General features: G+C 72.2%; 16 protein-coding genes. 10 read left to right on the plus strand and 6 right to left on the minus strand.

Going from position 1 to position 16,311, the window contains the following annotated elements; genetic code table 11:
* Nucleotides 1-132 precede the first annotated feature (132 nt).
* Nucleotides 133-978 (plus strand): DUF559 domain-containing protein, encoded by an 846-nt coding sequence (locus tag KBX26_RS08065; RefSeq protein ID WP_210865065.1) that lies wholly within the window; start codon nucleotides 133-135, stop codon nucleotides 976-978.
* 134 nt (nucleotides 979-1,112) lie between these two features.
* On the opposite strand, the gene KBX26_RS08070 is transcribed toward KBX26_RS08065, so the two are convergent.
* From KBX26_RS08070 to KBX26_RS08080, 3 genes are read right to left on the minus strand one after another with little or no spacing between them, the layout of a single operon-like run.
* A complete protein-coding gene (locus tag KBX26_RS08070) occupies nucleotides 1,113-1,457 on the minus strand; it encodes a DUF779 domain-containing protein (RefSeq protein ID WP_030331578.1) in 345 nt (114 codons plus the stop codon).
* Nucleotides 1,457-2,962 carry an aldehyde dehydrogenase gene (gene adh, locus KBX26_RS08075; RefSeq protein ID WP_030331577.1) on the minus strand — a complete coding sequence of 502 codons (1,506 nt, stop codon included), beginning with the start codon at nucleotides 2,960-2,962 and terminating at the stop codon, nucleotides 1,457-1,459. Before adh ends, KBX26_RS08070 begins: the two co-directional genes overlap by 1 nt.
* 48 nt (nucleotides 2,963-3,010) lie before the next feature.
* On the minus strand, nucleotides 3,011-4,288 hold the full coding sequence (locus KBX26_RS08080; RefSeq protein WP_030331574.1) for a GAF domain-containing protein: 1,278 nt from the start codon (nucleotides 4,286-4,288) through the stop codon (nucleotides 3,011-3,013).
* A 239-nt stretch (nucleotides 4,289-4,527) separates the two neighbouring features.
* Here KBX26_RS08080 and KBX26_RS08085 point away from each other — a divergent pair, with 239 nt between their 5' ends.
* The 6 genes from KBX26_RS08085 to KBX26_RS08110 all read left to right on the plus strand — a co-directional run bounded on the left by KBX26_RS08085 (nucleotide 4,528) and on the right by KBX26_RS08110 (nucleotide 9,871).
* Nucleotides 4,528-5,193 (plus strand): response regulator transcription factor, encoded by a 666-nt coding sequence (locus KBX26_RS08085; protein ID WP_030331573.1) that lies wholly within the window; start codon nucleotides 4,528-4,530, stop codon nucleotides 5,191-5,193.
* Nucleotides 5,190-6,254, plus strand: a complete 1,065-nt coding sequence (locus KBX26_RS08090) for a HAMP domain-containing sensor histidine kinase (protein ID WP_307857768.1) — start codon at nucleotides 5,190-5,192, stop codon at nucleotides 6,252-6,254. The genes KBX26_RS08085 and KBX26_RS08090 overlap by 4 nt, the downstream gene beginning before the upstream one ends.
* 73 nt (nucleotides 6,255-6,327) lie before the next feature.
* On the plus strand, nucleotides 6,328-7,338 hold the full coding sequence (locus tag KBX26_RS08095) for a threonine/serine dehydratase (RefSeq protein WP_247680359.1): 1,011 nt from the start codon (nucleotides 6,328-6,330) through the stop codon (nucleotides 7,336-7,338).
* Nucleotides 7,335-8,465, plus strand: a complete 1,131-nt coding sequence (locus KBX26_RS08100; RefSeq protein WP_210865066.1) for a D-alanine--D-alanine ligase family protein — start codon at nucleotides 7,335-7,337, stop codon at nucleotides 8,463-8,465. The genes KBX26_RS08095 and KBX26_RS08100 overlap by 4 nt, the downstream gene beginning before the upstream one ends.
* A complete protein-coding gene (locus KBX26_RS08105) occupies nucleotides 8,462-9,139 on the plus strand; it encodes a M15 family metallopeptidase (RefSeq protein ID WP_210865067.1) in 678 nt (225 codons plus the stop codon). Before KBX26_RS08100 ends, KBX26_RS08105 begins: the two co-directional genes overlap by 4 nt.
* A gap of 57 nt (nucleotides 9,140-9,196) precedes the next feature.
* A complete protein-coding gene (locus tag KBX26_RS08110) occupies nucleotides 9,197-9,871 on the plus strand; it encodes a hypothetical protein (RefSeq protein WP_210865068.1) in 675 nt (224 codons plus the stop codon).
* Between the two features lie 47 nt (nucleotides 9,872-9,918).
* On the opposite strand, the gene gabT is transcribed toward KBX26_RS08110, so the two are convergent.
* Both gabT and KBX26_RS08120 read right to left on the minus strand, forming a co-directional pair.
* On the minus strand, nucleotides 9,919-11,190 hold the full coding sequence (gabT, locus tag KBX26_RS08115; RefSeq protein ID WP_210865069.1) for a 4-aminobutyrate--2-oxoglutarate transaminase: 1,272 nt from the start codon (nucleotides 11,188-11,190) through the stop codon (nucleotides 9,919-9,921).
* A 4-nt stretch (nucleotides 11,191-11,194) separates the two neighbouring features.
* On the minus strand, nucleotides 11,195-12,631 hold the full coding sequence (locus KBX26_RS08120) for a gamma-aminobutyraldehyde dehydrogenase (protein WP_210865070.1): 1,437 nt from the start codon (nucleotides 12,629-12,631) through the stop codon (nucleotides 11,195-11,197).
* 142 nt (nucleotides 12,632-12,773) lie between these two features.
* Between KBX26_RS08120 and KBX26_RS08125 the strand changes: the two genes are divergently transcribed.
* Nucleotides 12,774-14,213 (plus strand): aldehyde dehydrogenase family protein, encoded by a 1,440-nt coding sequence (locus KBX26_RS08125; protein WP_210865071.1) that lies wholly within the window; start codon nucleotides 12,774-12,776, stop codon nucleotides 14,211-14,213.
* Nucleotides 14,214-14,232: 19 nt separating this feature from the next.
* Here the strand turns inward: KBX26_RS08125 and KBX26_RS08130 are convergent, their stop codons facing one another.
* A complete protein-coding gene (locus KBX26_RS08130) occupies nucleotides 14,233-15,474 on the minus strand; it encodes an SUKH-3 domain-containing protein (protein ID WP_210865072.1) in 1,242 nt (413 codons plus the stop codon).
* Between the two features lie 79 nt (nucleotides 15,475-15,553).
* Here KBX26_RS08130 and KBX26_RS08135 point away from each other — a divergent pair, with 79 nt between their 5' ends.
* The gene (locus KBX26_RS08135) at nucleotides 15,554-15,976 is read left to right on the plus strand and encodes a YbaB/EbfC family nucleoid-associated protein (RefSeq protein ID WP_030331550.1); all 423 of its coding nucleotides are present in this window, start codon (nucleotides 15,554-15,556) and stop codon (nucleotides 15,974-15,976) included.
* Nucleotides 15,973-16,305 (plus strand): hypothetical protein, encoded by a 333-nt coding sequence (locus tag KBX26_RS08140; protein ID WP_210865073.1) that lies wholly within the window; start codon nucleotides 15,973-15,975, stop codon nucleotides 16,303-16,305. The genes KBX26_RS08135 and KBX26_RS08140 overlap by 4 nt, the downstream gene beginning before the upstream one ends.
* Nucleotides 16,306-16,311 lie beyond the last annotated feature (6 nt).

The following is a 16,311-nucleotide window of genomic DNA, read 5'->3' on the forward strand; positions in this document are numbered from 1 at the left end:
GGGGTGTGGGTGGGGGTGGGGCGCGCTAGCACGGTGGGGCTAGGGGGTGGGGGTTTTCCACAGGGGGGAGGGTTGTCCACAGGCGGTCGTTGCGGGATCTCAGTGGGGTCCGGGGTTGGTCAGCCTGCTCCCATGGTTACTCAGTTGTGGCGTACCGACGCACTGATGCGACAACTCACCGTTGGGCGGATCCGCAGTCGGCTCGACCGGGAGGAACTCCATCGCGTGCGCAGAGGGGTCTATGCCGACCAGCCCTGCAGCGACGATGACGAACTGCGCGCACTGATGCTCCGGCTGCCCGATGGGGCGATGTTGGCGAGACAGAGTGCCGCCCGCCGACACGGCTTCGGGGTGCTGCGTGATGATCTGATCCACATACAGCTGCCCGCCGATATGCCGAAGCCCCGACTGCCCGGAGTGGTCGTTCACCGAACGGTCCTACCCGCTCAACCGGTCTTCGTCGATGGTCTGCCCTGTGTGCCGGCGGCTCGCTGCGCAGTCGACCTGGCTCGCGCCGTTCGGCGGCTCGACGCACTCCCGGTGCTCGATGCCGCGCTCCGGTCGGGCTTGGTCACCCAGGATGAACTGCTGGCCGAGGTGGCAGCCCACAATGCGCTGCGTGGTGTTCGACAAGCCCGCCAACTCATACCGCTGGCGGACGGCAGGTCGGAGTGCCGCCAGGAAAGCCAGTTGCGGCTGATCCTGATCGATGGAGGGCTGCCTCCGCCGGAGCCGCAGATATGGGTGGCCGACGGCTATGGCATTCCTCTGTACCGGCTCGATCTGGGTTACCGCGAACGCCGAATCGGCATCGAGTACGACGGGCTGTCGCACCTGGGCCGTGACCGACTCAGGTACGACAGGGAGCGGATCAACTGGCTGGACGCGGCGGGTTGGCGGATGCGCTATTTCACCGACCGTGACATCTACCGCCGCCCCCAACACATAAAAGCCACAATCCAAACCGCCCTCTCCTAACGCCGGCCCCCACCCCACCCCCCGCTCGCCGATCTTGCACTTCCTGTCCCGACATATTGGCCATCGAGGACATTTCGGCAACACAAAATGCAAGATCGGCGAGGGGTGGGGGTGGGGTGGGGGTGGGTGGGGCCTTACGGGGCCAGGTGGGAGCGGATGAGGAAGCGGACGCCGTCGGGGGCTTCCAGGGAGAAGCCGCTGCCTCTGCCCGGCACCACGTCGACGGTCAGCGTGGTGTGTTTCCACAACTCCCACTGTGACGTCGACATCCAGAACTCGACCGGCTCAGCCACCCCGTCGACCGAGAGCGAGGCGAGCAGCACGTCGGAGGCGCCGGTGCGGAACTCGCCCGCCGGGAAGCACATCGGGGCGCTGCCGTCGCAGCAGCCGCCGGACTGGTGGAACATCAGCGGGCCGTGCCGCCCCCGCAGCGACCGGATCAACTCCGCCGCGGCGGGGGTGACGGAGACGACCGGCATCAGAAGAAACCGAGCTTCTTGGTGGAGTAGCTGACCAGCAGGTTCTTCGTCTGCTGGTAGTGCTCCAGCATCATCTTGTGGTTCTCCCGGCCGATGCCGGACTGCTTGTACCCGCCGAACGCGGCGTGCGCCGGGTACGCGTGGTAGCAGTTGGTCCACACCCGTCCGGCCTGGATGGCCCGCCCGGCCCGGTACGCGGTGTTCATGTCCCGGCTCCAGACGCCCGCGCCCAGCCCGTACAGGGTGTCGTTGGCGATCTTCACGGCGTCGTCGAGGTCGGCGAAGGAGGTCACCGAGACCACCGGCCCGAAGATCTCCTCCTGGAAGATCCGCATCGAGTTGTCGCCCTCGAAGATGGTTGGCTCAACGTAGTATCCGCCCGACAAGTCGCCGCCCAAGTCGGCACGCGATCCTCCGGTCAGTACACGGGCGCCTTCCTGCCGGCCGATGTCCAGGTAGGACAGGATCTTTTCGAGCTGGTCGTTGGAGGCCTGCGCGCCGATCATCGTGTCGGTGTCCAGCGGGTGCCCCTGCACGATCTGCTCGGTGCGGGAGACCGCCGCGGCGAGGAAGTCGCTGTAGTGGCCCTGCTGGATCAGCGCCCGCGACGGGCAGGTGCAGACCTCGCCCTGGTTGAGGGCGAACATGGTGAAGCCTTCCAGCGCCTTGTCGAGGAAGTCGTCGGAGTGGGCGCTGACGTCGTCGAAGAAGATGTTGGGGCTCTTGCCGCCCAACTCCAGCGTGACCGGTTTGATGTTCTCACTGGCGTACTGCATGATCAGCCGCCCGGTGGTGGTCTCGCCGGTGAAGGCCACCTTCGCGACCCGGGCGGAGGACGCGAGCGGTTTGCCGGCCTCCACGCCGAAACCGTTGACGATGTTCAGCACTCCCGGTGGCAGCAGGTCCGCCACCAGGGACAGCCAGTAGTGGATGGACGCTGGTGTCTGCTCGGCCGGCTTGAGCACCACGGCGTTGCCGGCGGCCAGCGCGGGCGCGAGCTTCCAGGTCGCCATGAGGATCGGGAAGTTCCACGGGATGATCTGCCCGACCACGCCGAGCGGTTCGTGGAAGTGGTACGCCACGGTGTCGTCGTCGAGTTCGCCGAGTGAGCCCTCCTGGGCCCGGATCGCCCCGGCGAAGTAGCGGAAGTGGTCGATGGCGAGCGGAATGTCGGCGGCGAGGGTTTCCCGGACCGGCTTGCCGTTCTCCCAGCTCTCGGCGATGGCCAGGGACTCCAGGTTGTCCTGCATCCGGTCGGCGATCCGGTTGAGGATCAGCGCCCGTTCGGCCACCGGGGTCCGGCCCCAGGCGTCGGCGGCGCCGTGTGCCGCGTCGAGGGCCTTCTCCACGTCGGGTGCGGTGCCGCGGGCGACCTCGGTGAAGGTCTGCCCGGTGACCGGGGTCGGGTTCTCGAAGTAGGCGCCGCCGTGCGGCTTGACGTACTCGCCGCCGATGAAGTGGTCGTAACGGGACTGCCAGTGGGTGGGCGCGTCGTAGCGCGTCATGGTTACCTCCGCCGTCGTTGTGCGGGTGTGCCGACGGCGACGCTAGTTTCAGGAACGTTGCAGCCACGTTGCGCGCTGGAGGTCGTACTCCCCGGCGAGCTGATCGATGCGCGCGAGGGCGAGGGGCCGACGCGGCGCGCCCACCGGCAGCGCCCGCGCCAGAGCCTGCCAGGCGGCGAGGTCGTCGGCGCCGGCCGGCGTCGCGGTCCAGGCGGCGAGCAGCGCCGGGTCCGCGGTGGCCAGCACGGCGGCGCGGAGGTGACCGTCGATCAGCCGGCGCAGTCGCGTCACTCCCGGCGCGTCCGAGCCGGGCAGCAACGGCCCGGGGTACGCGTCGAGCGCCCCCGCGGGATCGCCCTGGTCCAGCCGGTCGGCGACGGTGGTGAAGTCGGCGCGGACGGTGCCGCGTAGCCGGTACGGGCGGGAGTCGAGCAACTCGGGGCCGAGCACTCGCCGCAACCGGGACAGCTCGGCACGAAGGGTTACTGGGTGCAGCCGGTCGTCGCCGTACAGGTCGAGGCCGAGTTGTTCACCGGTGCGTCCCTCGGGGTGCTGGAGCAGCAGCACCAGCAGTTCGCTGTGCCGTCGGCCGAGCCGGACGCGTCGACTGTCGAGCCGCAGCTCCGCCTCGTCGCGGCCGAGCGCGGTAACGGTGGCCACGCCGGGTTCCGGCGGTCGGTCGGCGGCGAGCTGCGCCTCGGCGGCCCGGGCGGTGGCCCGCACCAGCGCCAGGCTCTGCGGATTGGCCAGGTGGTCCCCGCCGGTGATGTCGATCGCGCCGAGCAGCCGCCCGGTGGCGGGATCGTGGATCGGTGCGGCGGCGCAGGTCCACCGCTGGACCGGGCGACTGAAGTGCTCGGTGGCGAAGATCTGCACGCTGTGGTCGACGGCCAGCGCGGTGCCCGGCGCGTTGGTGCCGGCGTGTGTCTCGTCCCAACGGGCACCGGGCACGAAGTTCATCCGCTCGGCGTGCCGCAGCACACCCGGGTGCCCCTCGACCCAGAGCAGCCGCCCGTGCGCGTCGCAGACCGCCATCAGGTGCGCGCCGTCCTGGGCGATGCCGCCGAGCAGGTCGCGGAACAGCGGCAGGACCCGGGCCAGCGGGTGGGCCGCCCGGTACGCGGCCAGAACGTCGTCGGCCAGGTCGATCGGCGGGGTGGCCTCGGGGTCGAGCCGGGCCGAGCGTTCCCAGGAACGACGGACCACGTCCCGTACCCGGTGCGGGGCCGAGCCAGCGGTCAGGAACGCCTCGTGGGCGGCGCCGACCTGCGCGATCCGCTCCGCCGGATCGACGCCGAACTCCAGGGCGAGCCACGGGTCAGCCATCGGGCGACCTCCTCGGCCCCCATCGTGACGCAGCTCACCCGCTAGCGCCAACCGCCGTGGTTGTCGGGGACGGACCACGCAGACGACGTGAGCCAGGAACGAAGCCGACATCCGCTGACTGGCGATGGTTTGCCCGCTGGACACGCGCGTGGAGGATGGCTGCGGCGGGTGCTTACAGAACCCTTAACCCGGGCCTGCGACGGTATGCCGGGCAAGCCGAAATGGGGGAGCGGACAAACGTGCGGGTGCTGGTGGCGGACGACGAACGGTTGTTGGCGGACACGGTGGCCGAAGGGCTGCGTCGCCTCTCGATGGCCGTCGACGTCTGCTACGACGGTGACGGTGCGTTGGAGCGGGTCGGGGTGAACCGGTACGACGTCGCGGTGCTCGACCGGGACATGCCGGGGCACACCGGTGACGAGGTGTGCCGCAGCATCGCCGACTCCCAGGTCGGCACCCGGGTCCTGCTGCTCACCGCGGCGGCTGGCATCCGCGACCGGGTGGAAGGGCTCGGCCTCGGCGCGGACGACTACCTGACCAAGCCGTTCGCTTTCGCCGAGCTGGTGGCCCGGGTGCAGGCCCTCGGGCGGCGGTCCACTCCGGCGTTGCCACCGGTGCTCTCCCAGGACGGTCTGGCGCTGGACGTGGGCCGGCACGTGGCCACCCGTGACGGCCGCCCGCTCGCGCTGAGCCCGAAGGAGTTCGCGGTGCTGCACGTGCTGCTGCGCGCGGACGGTCAGGTGGTCAGCGCCGAGGAGTTGCTGGAGCAGGCCTGGGACGAGTTCGCCGACCCGTTCACCAATGCCGTACGGGTCACCGTGATGACCCTGCGCAAGAAGCTCGGCGACCCGGCGATCATCCACACCGTTCCGAAGGCCGGATACCGCATCGGCGGACCGGCGTGAGCTGGACGCCCCGACGTCGGGTGCTGCTGGTGGGCCTGCTGGCGCTGCTGGCCGGGCCGGTGCTGCCGGCGATGGGCAAGTGGCTGGCGGGGGTGACCTGGATCTGGGGGCAGCAGTTCTGTGACCTGCCGGTGCCGGGACTGAGCACCGTCTGCGCCGACGTGCGACCGGGGGCGTACATGCTGCCCCTGGGGGCCGTGCTGCTGGTGACAGTGGCCGCCCTGGTGGGGCTCTGGTTCGGCGCGGCGTGGTGCCTGCGCCCGGTCGCTGACCTGGCCGGGCCGATCGGTCACCTCGGCCCGCAGAACCTCGGTCACCGGATCCGGCCCCGGGGCCGCGACGAGCTGGCCCGGCTGGCCCGGGCGATCGACGAGATGATGGAACGTGTCTCCGCCGGGTACGAGGGGCAGCGGCGGTTCGCGGCGAACGCCTCGCACGAGCTGCGGACGCCCCTCGCGGTGCAGCGGACGCTCATCGAGGTCGGCATGGCCAGGACGCTCACCGGCGAGCAGTTGGAGTTGTTGACCAGCCAGCTGCTGGAGACCAACGAGCGCAACGAACGCCTCATCGAGGGTCTGCTCGCGCTCAGCGAGAGTGACCAGGGCCTGCGCTCGCGGATCCCGCAGCGGCTCGACACGATCGTCGAGGCGGTGCTCGCCGGATACCTCGACCGCGCCCGGGAGGCCGGGGTCACCATCGGCACCCACCTCGTGCCCCGGGTCGTCGTCGGCGAGCGGGTGCTGCTGGAGCGCCTGGTCACCAACCTGGTGGAGAACGGCATCAAGTACAACCGGCCGGGCGGCTCGCTGACCGTCGTGGTGAGTGGCGTGCCCGCACTGTCGGTGGTCAACACCGGTCAACCCGTGCCGGCCGAGGCGGTGGCGGGTCTGTTCGAACCGTTCCGCCGGCTCGCCCGGGACCGGACCTCGCAGGGCGGCGGGGCCGGTCTGGGCCTGGCCATCGCCCGCTCGATCACCCAGGCGCACGACGGCATCATCGCGGCCCGGCCCGCCGAACACGGCGGCCTGCGGGTCGACGTTCAGCTACCCGCAGTGACCTGACACTTCCACCCACCGTCCCGGGGTCCACGTACCGCTGGATCCCGCCCGTGGTGTGCCCGAAAAAGGAGAGACGATGTCACGCACCGTTGGCCAGACCCGGGCCGATGTCGAGGAGGCCAGCCGCTGGCTGGCCGGCCGCGTGGTCCGCACACCAGTGCTGCGGTCCCCGGTGATCGACGAACTCGCCGGGGCCCGGGTCCTGCTCAAGGCGGAGAACCTTCAGCACGGCGGCTCGTACAAGATGCGCGGCGCACTGCGCGCTGTCGGTCGCCTCGCCGCGGCCGGGCACACCGGGGTGATCGCGCAGAGCACCGGCAACCACGCGGTGGCGGTGGCGTTGGCGGCCCGACAGCACGGCCTCGCGGCGACAGTGGTGCTGCCGGTCGACGCGGCACCGACGAAGGTCGAGCGGGCCCGCGCGGCGGGGGCGCGGGTGGTGTTCGCCGGCACCGCCGTCGAGGAGCGGGTGGCGGTGGCCAACGGGCTCAGCGACGACTGCGGTCACCCCGTCGTCGACGCGTACGACCACCCGGACGTGATCGCCGGGCAGGGCACGGCGAGCCTGGAACTGATCGAGGACGCCGAGCGCGCGGGGACACCGTTGGACGCGCTCGTCGTACCGGTCGGCGGTGGTGGCGGGGTGGCCGGCGGGTGCCTGGCCGCCGCCGGCACCGGCATCGAGGTGTACGGCGTGGAGCCGGTGGGCTGCGACTCGCTCGCCCGCAGCCTGGCGGCCGGTGTTCGCGTGCCGGTCGCACCGGCGCCCACCATCGCGGACGGGCTGCGGCCGTCCTGCGTGGGTGAGCTGCCGTTCGCCATCGCGCGGGACAGGCTGCGCGGCGTCGTCCGGGTCGACGACGACGAGATCGCGGCGGCGTTCCGGCTGATCCTGACCGACCTCAAGGTGCTCGCCGAGCCGTCCGGCGCGGCGGCCCTGGCCGGCGCCCTCCGCCTTGCGCCGGTGACGGACCGGCAGCGGACGGTCGGTGTGGTGCTGACCGGCGGGAACGTGGAGGCGGCGTTGGTGGCCCGGTTGATGGCACCCCGGTCCGCCGACCTGACCCGGGAAGGGGCGGCGGCGTGAGCGCGCCAGTTCGGATCGGCATCCTGTTCGGTGGGCCGTCGGCGGAGCACGAGGTGTCGTGTGCGTCCGCGCTCGGGGTGGCCCGGGCGCTTGCCGGTGGCGGCTACCGCACTGTCGCCATCGGTGTCACCCGCGGCGGCGGTTTTCGGCTGATGCCCGACGCGCTGCTGGCCGAGTTGCGCGACCGGCCGGCCGGTGAGCGGGCCATCGACGACCAGTTGGTGGTGAGCGGGCCGGCCGTCGAGTTGCGGGCCGGTCCGCGTCCGGGCGTGGTGCAGGTGACCGCCGGTAACGCCCCCGGCGCTGTGCACGCCGAGCTGGACGTGCTCTTCCCGGTGCTGCACGGCCCGTACGGGGAGGACGGTGTGGTGCAGGGGCTGCTGGAGTCGCTGAACGTGCCGTACGTGGGCTGCGGCATCCTCGCCTCGGCGGTGGGCATGAACAAGGTGGCGATGAAGCGGGCGCTGCGCGCCGAGGGCATCCCCGTCACCCCGTACGTGGCGTTCGACGCGCACACCTACCGGACGGTCGACGACCCGGAGAAGCTGGTGACCGGGCTGAGCCGGCCGCTCTTCGTCAAGCCGGCCAGCATGGGCTCGTCGATCGGCATCTCCCGGGTCGGCGAGGGCGACGACCTGGCCGCCGCCGTGCGGGAGGCGCTCCGCCACGACCAGCTCGTCATGGTCGAGCAGGGTGTCGCCGGCCGGGAGTTGGAGTGCGCGGTGCTCGGTGGCTGGCGCCCCGAGGCGTCGGCGGTCGGCGAGGTGCGGGTCAGCGGCGGCTGGTTCGACTACCAGCAGAAGTACTTCGGCGACGACGACCCGATGATCGTCCCCGCCGTGCTGCCGGACGAGGTGACCGCGCGGGTCCGTGAGCTGTCGCTGCGCGCGTTCGCCGCGATCGGCGGGTGGGGCCTGGCCCGGGTCGACTTCTTCTACGTCGAGACGACCGGCGAGCTGTACGTCAACGAGCTGAACACGATGCCCGGCTTCACCGCGCACTCGATGTACCCGAAGGTGTGGGCCGCCGTCGGGGTCAGCTACCGGGAGGTGGTGGACCGTCTCGTCGAGTTGGCCCGGGTCCGGTACGCGGAACGGCCCGCGAGCACTGTGGGGAGCCTCGGATGATCCTGCTCTCCGATCCCCGGGTGGCGGCAGTGCCCAGCGCCGACGACGGCGACGAGTTCGTGGACCTGCGGGAGGTGCCGGAGCTGCGGCTCGACGGCCGGGCGGCCGACCCCGCCGGGGCGTACGCCCGGCTGCGCGCCGGTGTGGTGGACCGCCTGCTCGCCGCGCAGCGCGCCCTGCCCGGTGGGCTGCGCCTGCTGGTGGTCGAGGGCTACCGGCCGTACCGGGCGCAGCTGGCCATCTTCACCGGCTACCGGGACGAGCTGCGCCGACGACACCCGGACTGGTCACCCGAGCGGCTGCACCGGGAGACGACGAAGTTCGTCTCACCGGTCGAGGTGGCCCCGCACAGCACCGGCGGCGCGGTGGACCTGACGCTCTGCACCGACGACGGGGTGGAGGTGGATCTGGGCACTGCCATCGACGCCACCCCGGAGGACAGCGCCGACGCCTGCTTCACCGACGCCCCGGCGATCGTCGGCGCCGCCCGTCGGCACCGGCAGATCATGGTGGACGCGCTGGGCGGCGCGGGGATGGTGAACTACCCGACGGAGTGGTGGCACTGGTCGTACGGCGACCGTTACTGGGCGCTGATCACCGGCGCGCCGTGTACCCGGTACGGGCCGGTTGACCTGGCCGCCGCGCGATCGATACCGGTGCCGGCTGAACGGTAGGGCGCTGCGGCCCGTACCAGGTGGGTGAAGACACCACCGAGGACGGGAGTGACGGCGATGAGGGTGCAGCGCAGGCACGTGCTGGCGGCGAGCGTGGCGGTGCTCGCCGCGGCGGGTGTGGCGGTGGGGACCAGCTTCGGGTTCGCCGACACGGCCCCGGCCCGGTCGTCGGTCTGCTCCGGCTCGGTCACCTTCTCGGCGGAGGGCGGGGCGCCGGCGGCGACCAGCGACCGGTTCCCGGTGGGTACCCGGCTGCGGGTGACGAACCTGGACAACAACCGGGCGGCCACGGTGACGGTGACCGGCCCGTCGGGCAGTTGCGTGCTGCTCAACGCGGCGGCCATGGAGCTGGTCCGGGAACCGGGGAAGAACGTGATCCGCCGCAACGTGGTGGAACGCGTCGACGGCGCCGCGCCGCCGGCCGGCGCTCCGGCCCCCGGCACGGTCCGCCCCGGCGCGGCGTCGCCCGGCGCGCCCGGACCGGCGCCCCGGTCGGCGTGCACCGGGGCGATCACCTTCTTCGAGGAGGCGGGGGCGCCGGCGGCGACCAGCGACCGGTTCCCGGTGGGTACCCGGCTGCGGGTGACCAACCTGGACAACAACCGCGCCGCCACGGTGACGGTGACCGGCCCGTCGGGCAGTTGCGTGCTGCTCAACGCGGCGGCGATGGATCAGATCCGCGAGCCGGGCAAGAACCTGGTGCGCCGCAACACCGTCGAGGTGCTGCGCTGACGTCGGCGGAGGGGCCCGTGCACCGGGCCCCTCCGCCGCTCAGCCGCTCAGCGGAAGGCGGCGTCGAGCAGGTCCGCGCCCCGGTTGAGCTGGGCGTCGGAGATCACCAGCGGGGGTAGGAGGCGCAGCACGTTTCCGTACGTGCCGCAGGTCAGGGTGAGCAGGCCCGCGGCGTGACAGGCCGCCGAGATCGCCGCGGTGGCGACCGGGTCGGGGGTGAGCGTGCCCGGCAGCACCAGCTCCATGGCGAGCATCGCGCCCCGGCCGCGTACCTCGGCGACCCGTGGATCCCGTTCGGCGATGGCCCGTAGCCGGGGGACCAGCAGCGATTCGATCCGTCTGGCCGCCCCGACCAGGTCCAGCTCGTGCATGGTCTCGATGGTGGCGAGCGCGGCGGCGCAGGCGAGCGGGTTGCCGCCGTACGTGCCGCCGAGCCCGCCCACGTGCACCGCGTCCATCAGCTCGGCCCGACCGGTCACCGCGGCCAGCGGCAGGCCACCGGCGATGCCCTTGGCGAGTGTCACCAGGTCGGGTTCGACGCCCTCGTGCTGGCAGGCGAACCAGTCGCCGGTCCGGCAGAAGCCGGTCTGGATCTCGTCGGCGACGAAGACCACCCCGGCCGCCGTCGCCCAGGCACGCAGCGCGGGCAGGAAACCCGGCGCGGGTACGACGAAACCACCCTCACCCTGGATCGGCTCGATGAGTAGCGCGGCGACGTTCTCCGCGCCGACCTGCTTCTCGATCATCTCGATCGACCGAGCTGCGGCCTCCGCTCCGGAGAGCCCACCGTCGCGCAGCGGGTACGACATCGGCACCCGGTAGATCTCCCCGGCGAACGGCCCGAACCGGTGCTTGTACGGCATGTTCTTCGCGGTCAACGCCATCGTCAGGTTGGTCCGGCCGTGGTACGCGTGGTCGAACACCACCACCGCCGGTCGACCGGTGGCGTGCCGGGCGACCTTCACCGCGTTCTCCACCGCCTCCGCGCCGGAGTTGAACAACGCCGAACGCTTCTCGAACCCGCCCGGCGTCAGCGCGTTGAGGTGCTCGCACACCGCCACGTATGACTCGTACGGCGCGACCATGAAGCAGGTGTGGGTGAACCGCTCGACCTGCGCGCGGACCGCCTCGACCACCTTCGGGGCGGAGTTGCCGACGCTGGTGACGGCGATGCCGGCGGCGAAGTCGATCCACTCCCGGCCGTCGACGTCGGTGATCGTCCCGCCGGCAGCACTGTCCACGTAGGACGCGATGACGCTGCCGACGCCCCGGGCGACGGCGCCGCCGCGCCGCTTGTGCAACTCCTCCGAACTCGGCATGGGTTCAGCCCTCGATGTTGTGCATGACGTGCTTGATCCGGGTGTAGTCCTCCAGGCTGTAGACCGACAGGTCCTTGCCGTGCCCGGAGTGCTTGAAGCCACCGTGCGGCATCTCCGAGACGAACGGGATGTGCGTGTTCACCCAGACGCAGCCGAAGTCGAGCCGTCGGGTCATCCGCATGGCCCGGCCGTGGTCCTTGGTCCAGACCGAGGCGGACAGGCCGTAGTCGACGCCGTTGGCCCAGCGCACCGCCTCGTCCTCGTCGGTGAAGCGCTGCACGGTGATGACCGGACCGAACACCTCGTCCTGGATGATCTCGTCGGCCTGCCGCAGCCCGGAGACCACGGTCGGCGCGTAGAAGTAGCCGCGCTCGCCGTGGCGGGACCCACCGGTCTGGATCGCCGCGTGGTCCGGCAGCCGGTCCACGAAACCGCTGACCCGGGCGAGCTGGTTGGCGTTGTTCAGCGGGCCGTAGAGCACGTCGGCGTCGTCCGGCCCGCCGGTCTTCGTGGCGCGGGCCTGCTCGGTGAGCGCCGCCACGAAGTCGTCGTGGACGCCCGGCCCGGCCAGCACGCGGGTGGCCGCCGTGCAGTCCTGCCCGGCGTTGAAGTAGCCACCCAACGCGATGGCCTCGGCCGCCGCCGCCACGTCCGCGTCGTCGAAGACGACCACCGGGGCCTTGCCGCCCAGCTCCAGGTGGGTCCGCTTCAGGTCGGGGGCCGCCGCGGCGGCGACCTCCATGCCCGCGCGGGTCGAGCCGGTGATCGACACCAGCTGCGGGGTCGGGTGCGACACGAGGGTACGACCGGTGTCCCGGTCGCCGCAGACCACGTTGAACACCCCCGGCGGGAAGAACTCGGCGGCGATCTCGGCGAGCAGCAGCGTCGACACCGGGGTGGTGTCCGACGGCTTGAGCACCACGGTGTTGCCGGCGGCGAGCGCCGGGGCGATCTTCCAGACCGCCATCATCAGCGGGTAGTTCCACGGCGTGACCTGCGCGCAGACGCCGATCGGCTCCCGCCGCACGTACGAGGTGTGCCCGGCCAGGTACTCCCCGGCCGAGCGACCCTCCAGCATCCGGGCGGCACCGGCGAAGAACCGGAACTGGTCCACCGCCGGGGGAAGCTCCTCATCGGCGGTGAGCTGCCGGGGCTTGCCGGTGTTGCGCACCTCGGCGTCGACAAGTTCGGCGGCGCGCGCCTCCACGGCGTCGGCGAGCTTGAGCAGCGCCCGCTGCCGTTCGGCGGGGGTGACCTCCCGCCAGCTCTCGAAGGCGGTGGCGGCGGCGTTCATCGCCGCGTCCACGTCGGCAGCCCCGGAGACCGGGGCCTGGGCGAACACCTCACCCGTGCAGGGGTCGACCAGATCGGCGTAGCCGCCGTCGGCCGGGTCGACGTAGGAGCCGTTGACGAAGTTGCGCAGCTGCTGCTGGTCACTCATGAGGGTTCACTCCGAGGGGGCCGGGGGCGCGGTTCTGCGGCGGTTATCGCAATCTCTCTGCCATCTTCGCTACCGAATTCGCGGCAGACAAGGGTTATCGCGACTGTTTCCGTCGGCTGATCGCTCGGCTACGCTGCTCGGCGTGGAGCCCGCACCCTTCTTCGTCGCCTCCCGACCCGCCGCCGGCGAGGGTGAGCTGACCGTCCACCACCCGTACGACGGCCGCCCGGTGGGGCGTACCACATTCGCCACGCCCGACCAGGTCGCCGCCGCCGTCGCCGCCGCGGTCGGGGTGGCCGCGCACGCCGCGGCCCTGCCCGCGTACGCCCGCGCGGCGGCCCTCGACCACGTGTCCCGGCGGCTCACCGAACGCGCCGCCGAGATCGCCGCGCTGATCACCGCGGAGAACGGCAAGCCGCTCAAGTGGGCCCGCGCCGAGGTCGGTCGGGCCGTGTCGACCTTCCGGTGGGCAGCCGAGGAGGCCCGACGCTTCTCCGGGGAGCTGCAACGACTCGACACCGACCCGGCTGCCGGCGGGCGGATCGCGCTGGTCCGGCGGGTGCCGAGAGGCCCCGTGCTGGGCATCACGCCGTTCAACTTCCCGCTCAACCTCGTCGCCCACAAGGTGGCGCCGGCCATCGCCGTCGGCGCGCCGATCATCGTCAAGCCCGCGCCCGCGACGCCCCTGACCGCGCTGCTGCTCGGCGAGCTGCTGGCCGAGACCGACCTGCCGGCGGGGATGTTCTCGGTGCTGCCGCTGCCCAACGACCGGGCCGCCGAACTGGTCACCGAACCCCGGCTGCCGGTCGTGTCGTTCACCGGTTCCGGTCCGGTCGGCGCGGCCATCCGCCGCGCCGCGCCGCAGAAACACGTGACGCTGGAGTTGGGCGGCAACGCCGCAGCGGTGCTGTGTGCGGACTGGACCTCCGACGAGGACCTGGACTACGCCGCGCAGCGCATCGCGACGTTCGCCAACTACCAGGCCGGCCAGTCGTGCATCGCCGTGCAGCGGGTGTACGTGCACCACGCCCGCTACGCCGACTTCCTGCCCCGGCTGGTGGCCGCCGTGCGCGGGCTGCGCACCGGCGACCCCGCCTCCGAGCTGACCGACGTCGGGCCGATGGTGTCCGAGGACGCGGCCCGCCGGGTCGAGACGTGGGTCGCCGAGGCCGTCGCCGCCGGCGGCACCGTCGAGGTGGGCGGCCTGCGCGCAGGTGCCACCTACCCCCCGACCGTCCTCACCGGCGTCCCGGCGGACGCCAGGGTCGTGGCCGAGGAGGTGTTCGGGCCGGTGCTGGTGGTCGCCCCGGTCACCGACGACCAGGCCGCGTTCGCCGCGGTCAACGACTCGGCGTACGGCTTGCAGGCCGGCGTCTTCACGCGGCGGCTGGACGTGGCCTTCGCCGCCGCCCGCGCGCTGGAGGTGGGCGGGGTGATCGTCGGCGACGTGCCGTCGTACCGCGCCGACCAGATGCCGTACGGCGGGGTGAAGGGCAGCGGCGTCGGCCGGGAAGGGCTGCGCAGCGCGATGGACGACTACACCGAGCCCCGGGTGATGGTGCTGACCGGCCTCGCGCTCTAGGAGGCGGCCCCGCGCCGAGCTAGTCGGCCTGCCAGGTGCCGTCGTCGCTCACTCGGGCGGGGGCGCGGCCGAGCAGCAGGGTGGTCAGCGCGGCGTCGACGGTATCGCCGAGGAACCACTCGCCGGCCTGGTCGAGCGCGAACACCCGGCCGCGCTCGTCCACCGCCAGGATGCTGTCCTGCTGCTCGGTGCCGATCGGGAAGAGGCGCACGCCGAGCACCGCGCCGAAGTCCGCGAGGGTGTCGGCGGTGTGCGCGATGGCGTGCGGACGGATGTCGAAACGCGAGATCCACACCTGCTCGCCCCGGCCGCGCCGCGCCCCGACCAGGCTGGGGAACGCGGTGAGCGCCTCCACGGCGGCGGGAAAGACCTCGTGCCGATGGTCTCGCCCCGGCACCGACGTGACGTCCCGTACGGCGGCAGCGGCCATGATCTGGTCACCGATGTGTGGTCGCCACCCGGCCGCGACCAGCGCGTTGGCGACCGCCGGGGGAAAGCGCCCAGGGTCGGGATCCGGGGCCTCCGGCGCGGTCCAGGTCTCGGTGAAGGCGCGCGCCGCCTCCGGCAGGACGTTCGCCCGGACCAGGAAGGCGACGCACGAGTCGCAGGGCCGCTCGGCCGGCCCACCAGCGGGATCACCCGGCTCACGGATCCGGAAGACCTCGAAGCGGGCGTTCCCCAGGAGCGCCGCCGCCTCGGCCCTCCCCATCGGAGCGATGCCCTCGGCGGCGCGGCGATGGTCGTACTCGTGCAGGACGTCGGAGACCACGATCAGCTCGGCGTGAGCCTCCCCGCCGCGCACCAGCTCGCCGGGAGGCAGCTGGGCCAGATAGTCGCGGACCAGCGAGTGGTGGTTGAGTGGCACCTCGGCCCTCGTGCCCTGGGCCGTCCAGATCCGTCCGTCGATGGTCAGGTGCGCGGCGGTGTTCGGGGTGACGCCCCGGCTTATCTCCCGCAGCAGCACCGTCGACGGGTCGACGGTGCGAGGGGCTGTCGGCCCGTCGGGCTGGCTACGCCGGTACATCTCCGCCACCACGGTGCTCGGCACCCGGGGCCAGGTGGTGACAGTGCCGGTCTGCTTGTCGATGACCGTCGTCGGCAGGTCGCCCGGCACCGTGCGCACCTCGCCGGGCACGACGGACGTGATGACGTAACCCAGGTCGAACTCGTCGACCATCGCGCTGCACTCGTGGCCGAGCCGCTGCGAGTCGCGGCGGGCCCAGGTGGCCGCGAGCTGCTCGGCCTGTTGACGGTCGATCACGCATTGAAACTACCGGACTACACGGATCGATGGCGGCCGGTATCGTTTCGCTCTACCGACGGTGACGGGAGGGGCGGCGGTGGACGCACAGGCGGACCGGGACGTCAATCGCGAGCTACGGGCCCGATTCGACGACATCTATGGGCAGTACCAGCAGCTCAGGTCCGGTTTGGACACCCTTCAGGCGCGGCTCGAAGCGCTGCGGGTGACCCGGCGGTCGGCCGACGGGCAGGTGACGGCGACCGTCGGCGCGCAGGGCCAGTTGATCGAGGTCGAGCTGACCACCGCCATCTACCGGGACCGGGACGCCCTGGTGCTCGGCCGAAAAATCACCGAAACGATCCGGGCCGCCGCGACCGCCGCCGCCGACGCCACCAGCGACCTCGTCGCCGAGAGCATGCCGGCCGGCTCCGGGGCCATCGACTTCCTCAGGACCGGCGACTACGCCGCGCTGCTCGGTCGGGCCGACGCCGTGCTCCGCAAGGGTGAGGCGACGGCATGACCGACGGGCAGCTCTGGCTCGATCCGTCCCGGGCCCGCCGGGGCGGTGCCGACCTGGCGCTCGCCGGCGAGGCGGTGACGGCCCGTCGTGCGGCGGAAGGGGGCGCCATCGAGGCCGCCAGCGGTGCCCGGCCGTGGGGGCGCGACGACATCGGCAACGCCTTCGAGCGCAACTACCGCGGGTTCGAACAGACCGTGCTGCGCGCCTGGGCGGGCGTCGGGCACCGGCTCACCGAGCTGGGCGGCGATGTGGTCCAGTCCGTCGACGCGAGCGTGCAGACCGACGACGCCAACGCCACCCGCCTCGGTCGGGCCGCCGACCGGCGCTGACAACCG

This window comes from Micromonospora sp. C97, from assembly GCF_018070385.1.
Classification (GTDB): Bacteria; Actinomycetota; Actinomycetes; order Mycobacteriales; family Micromonosporaceae; genus Micromonospora; species Micromonospora parva.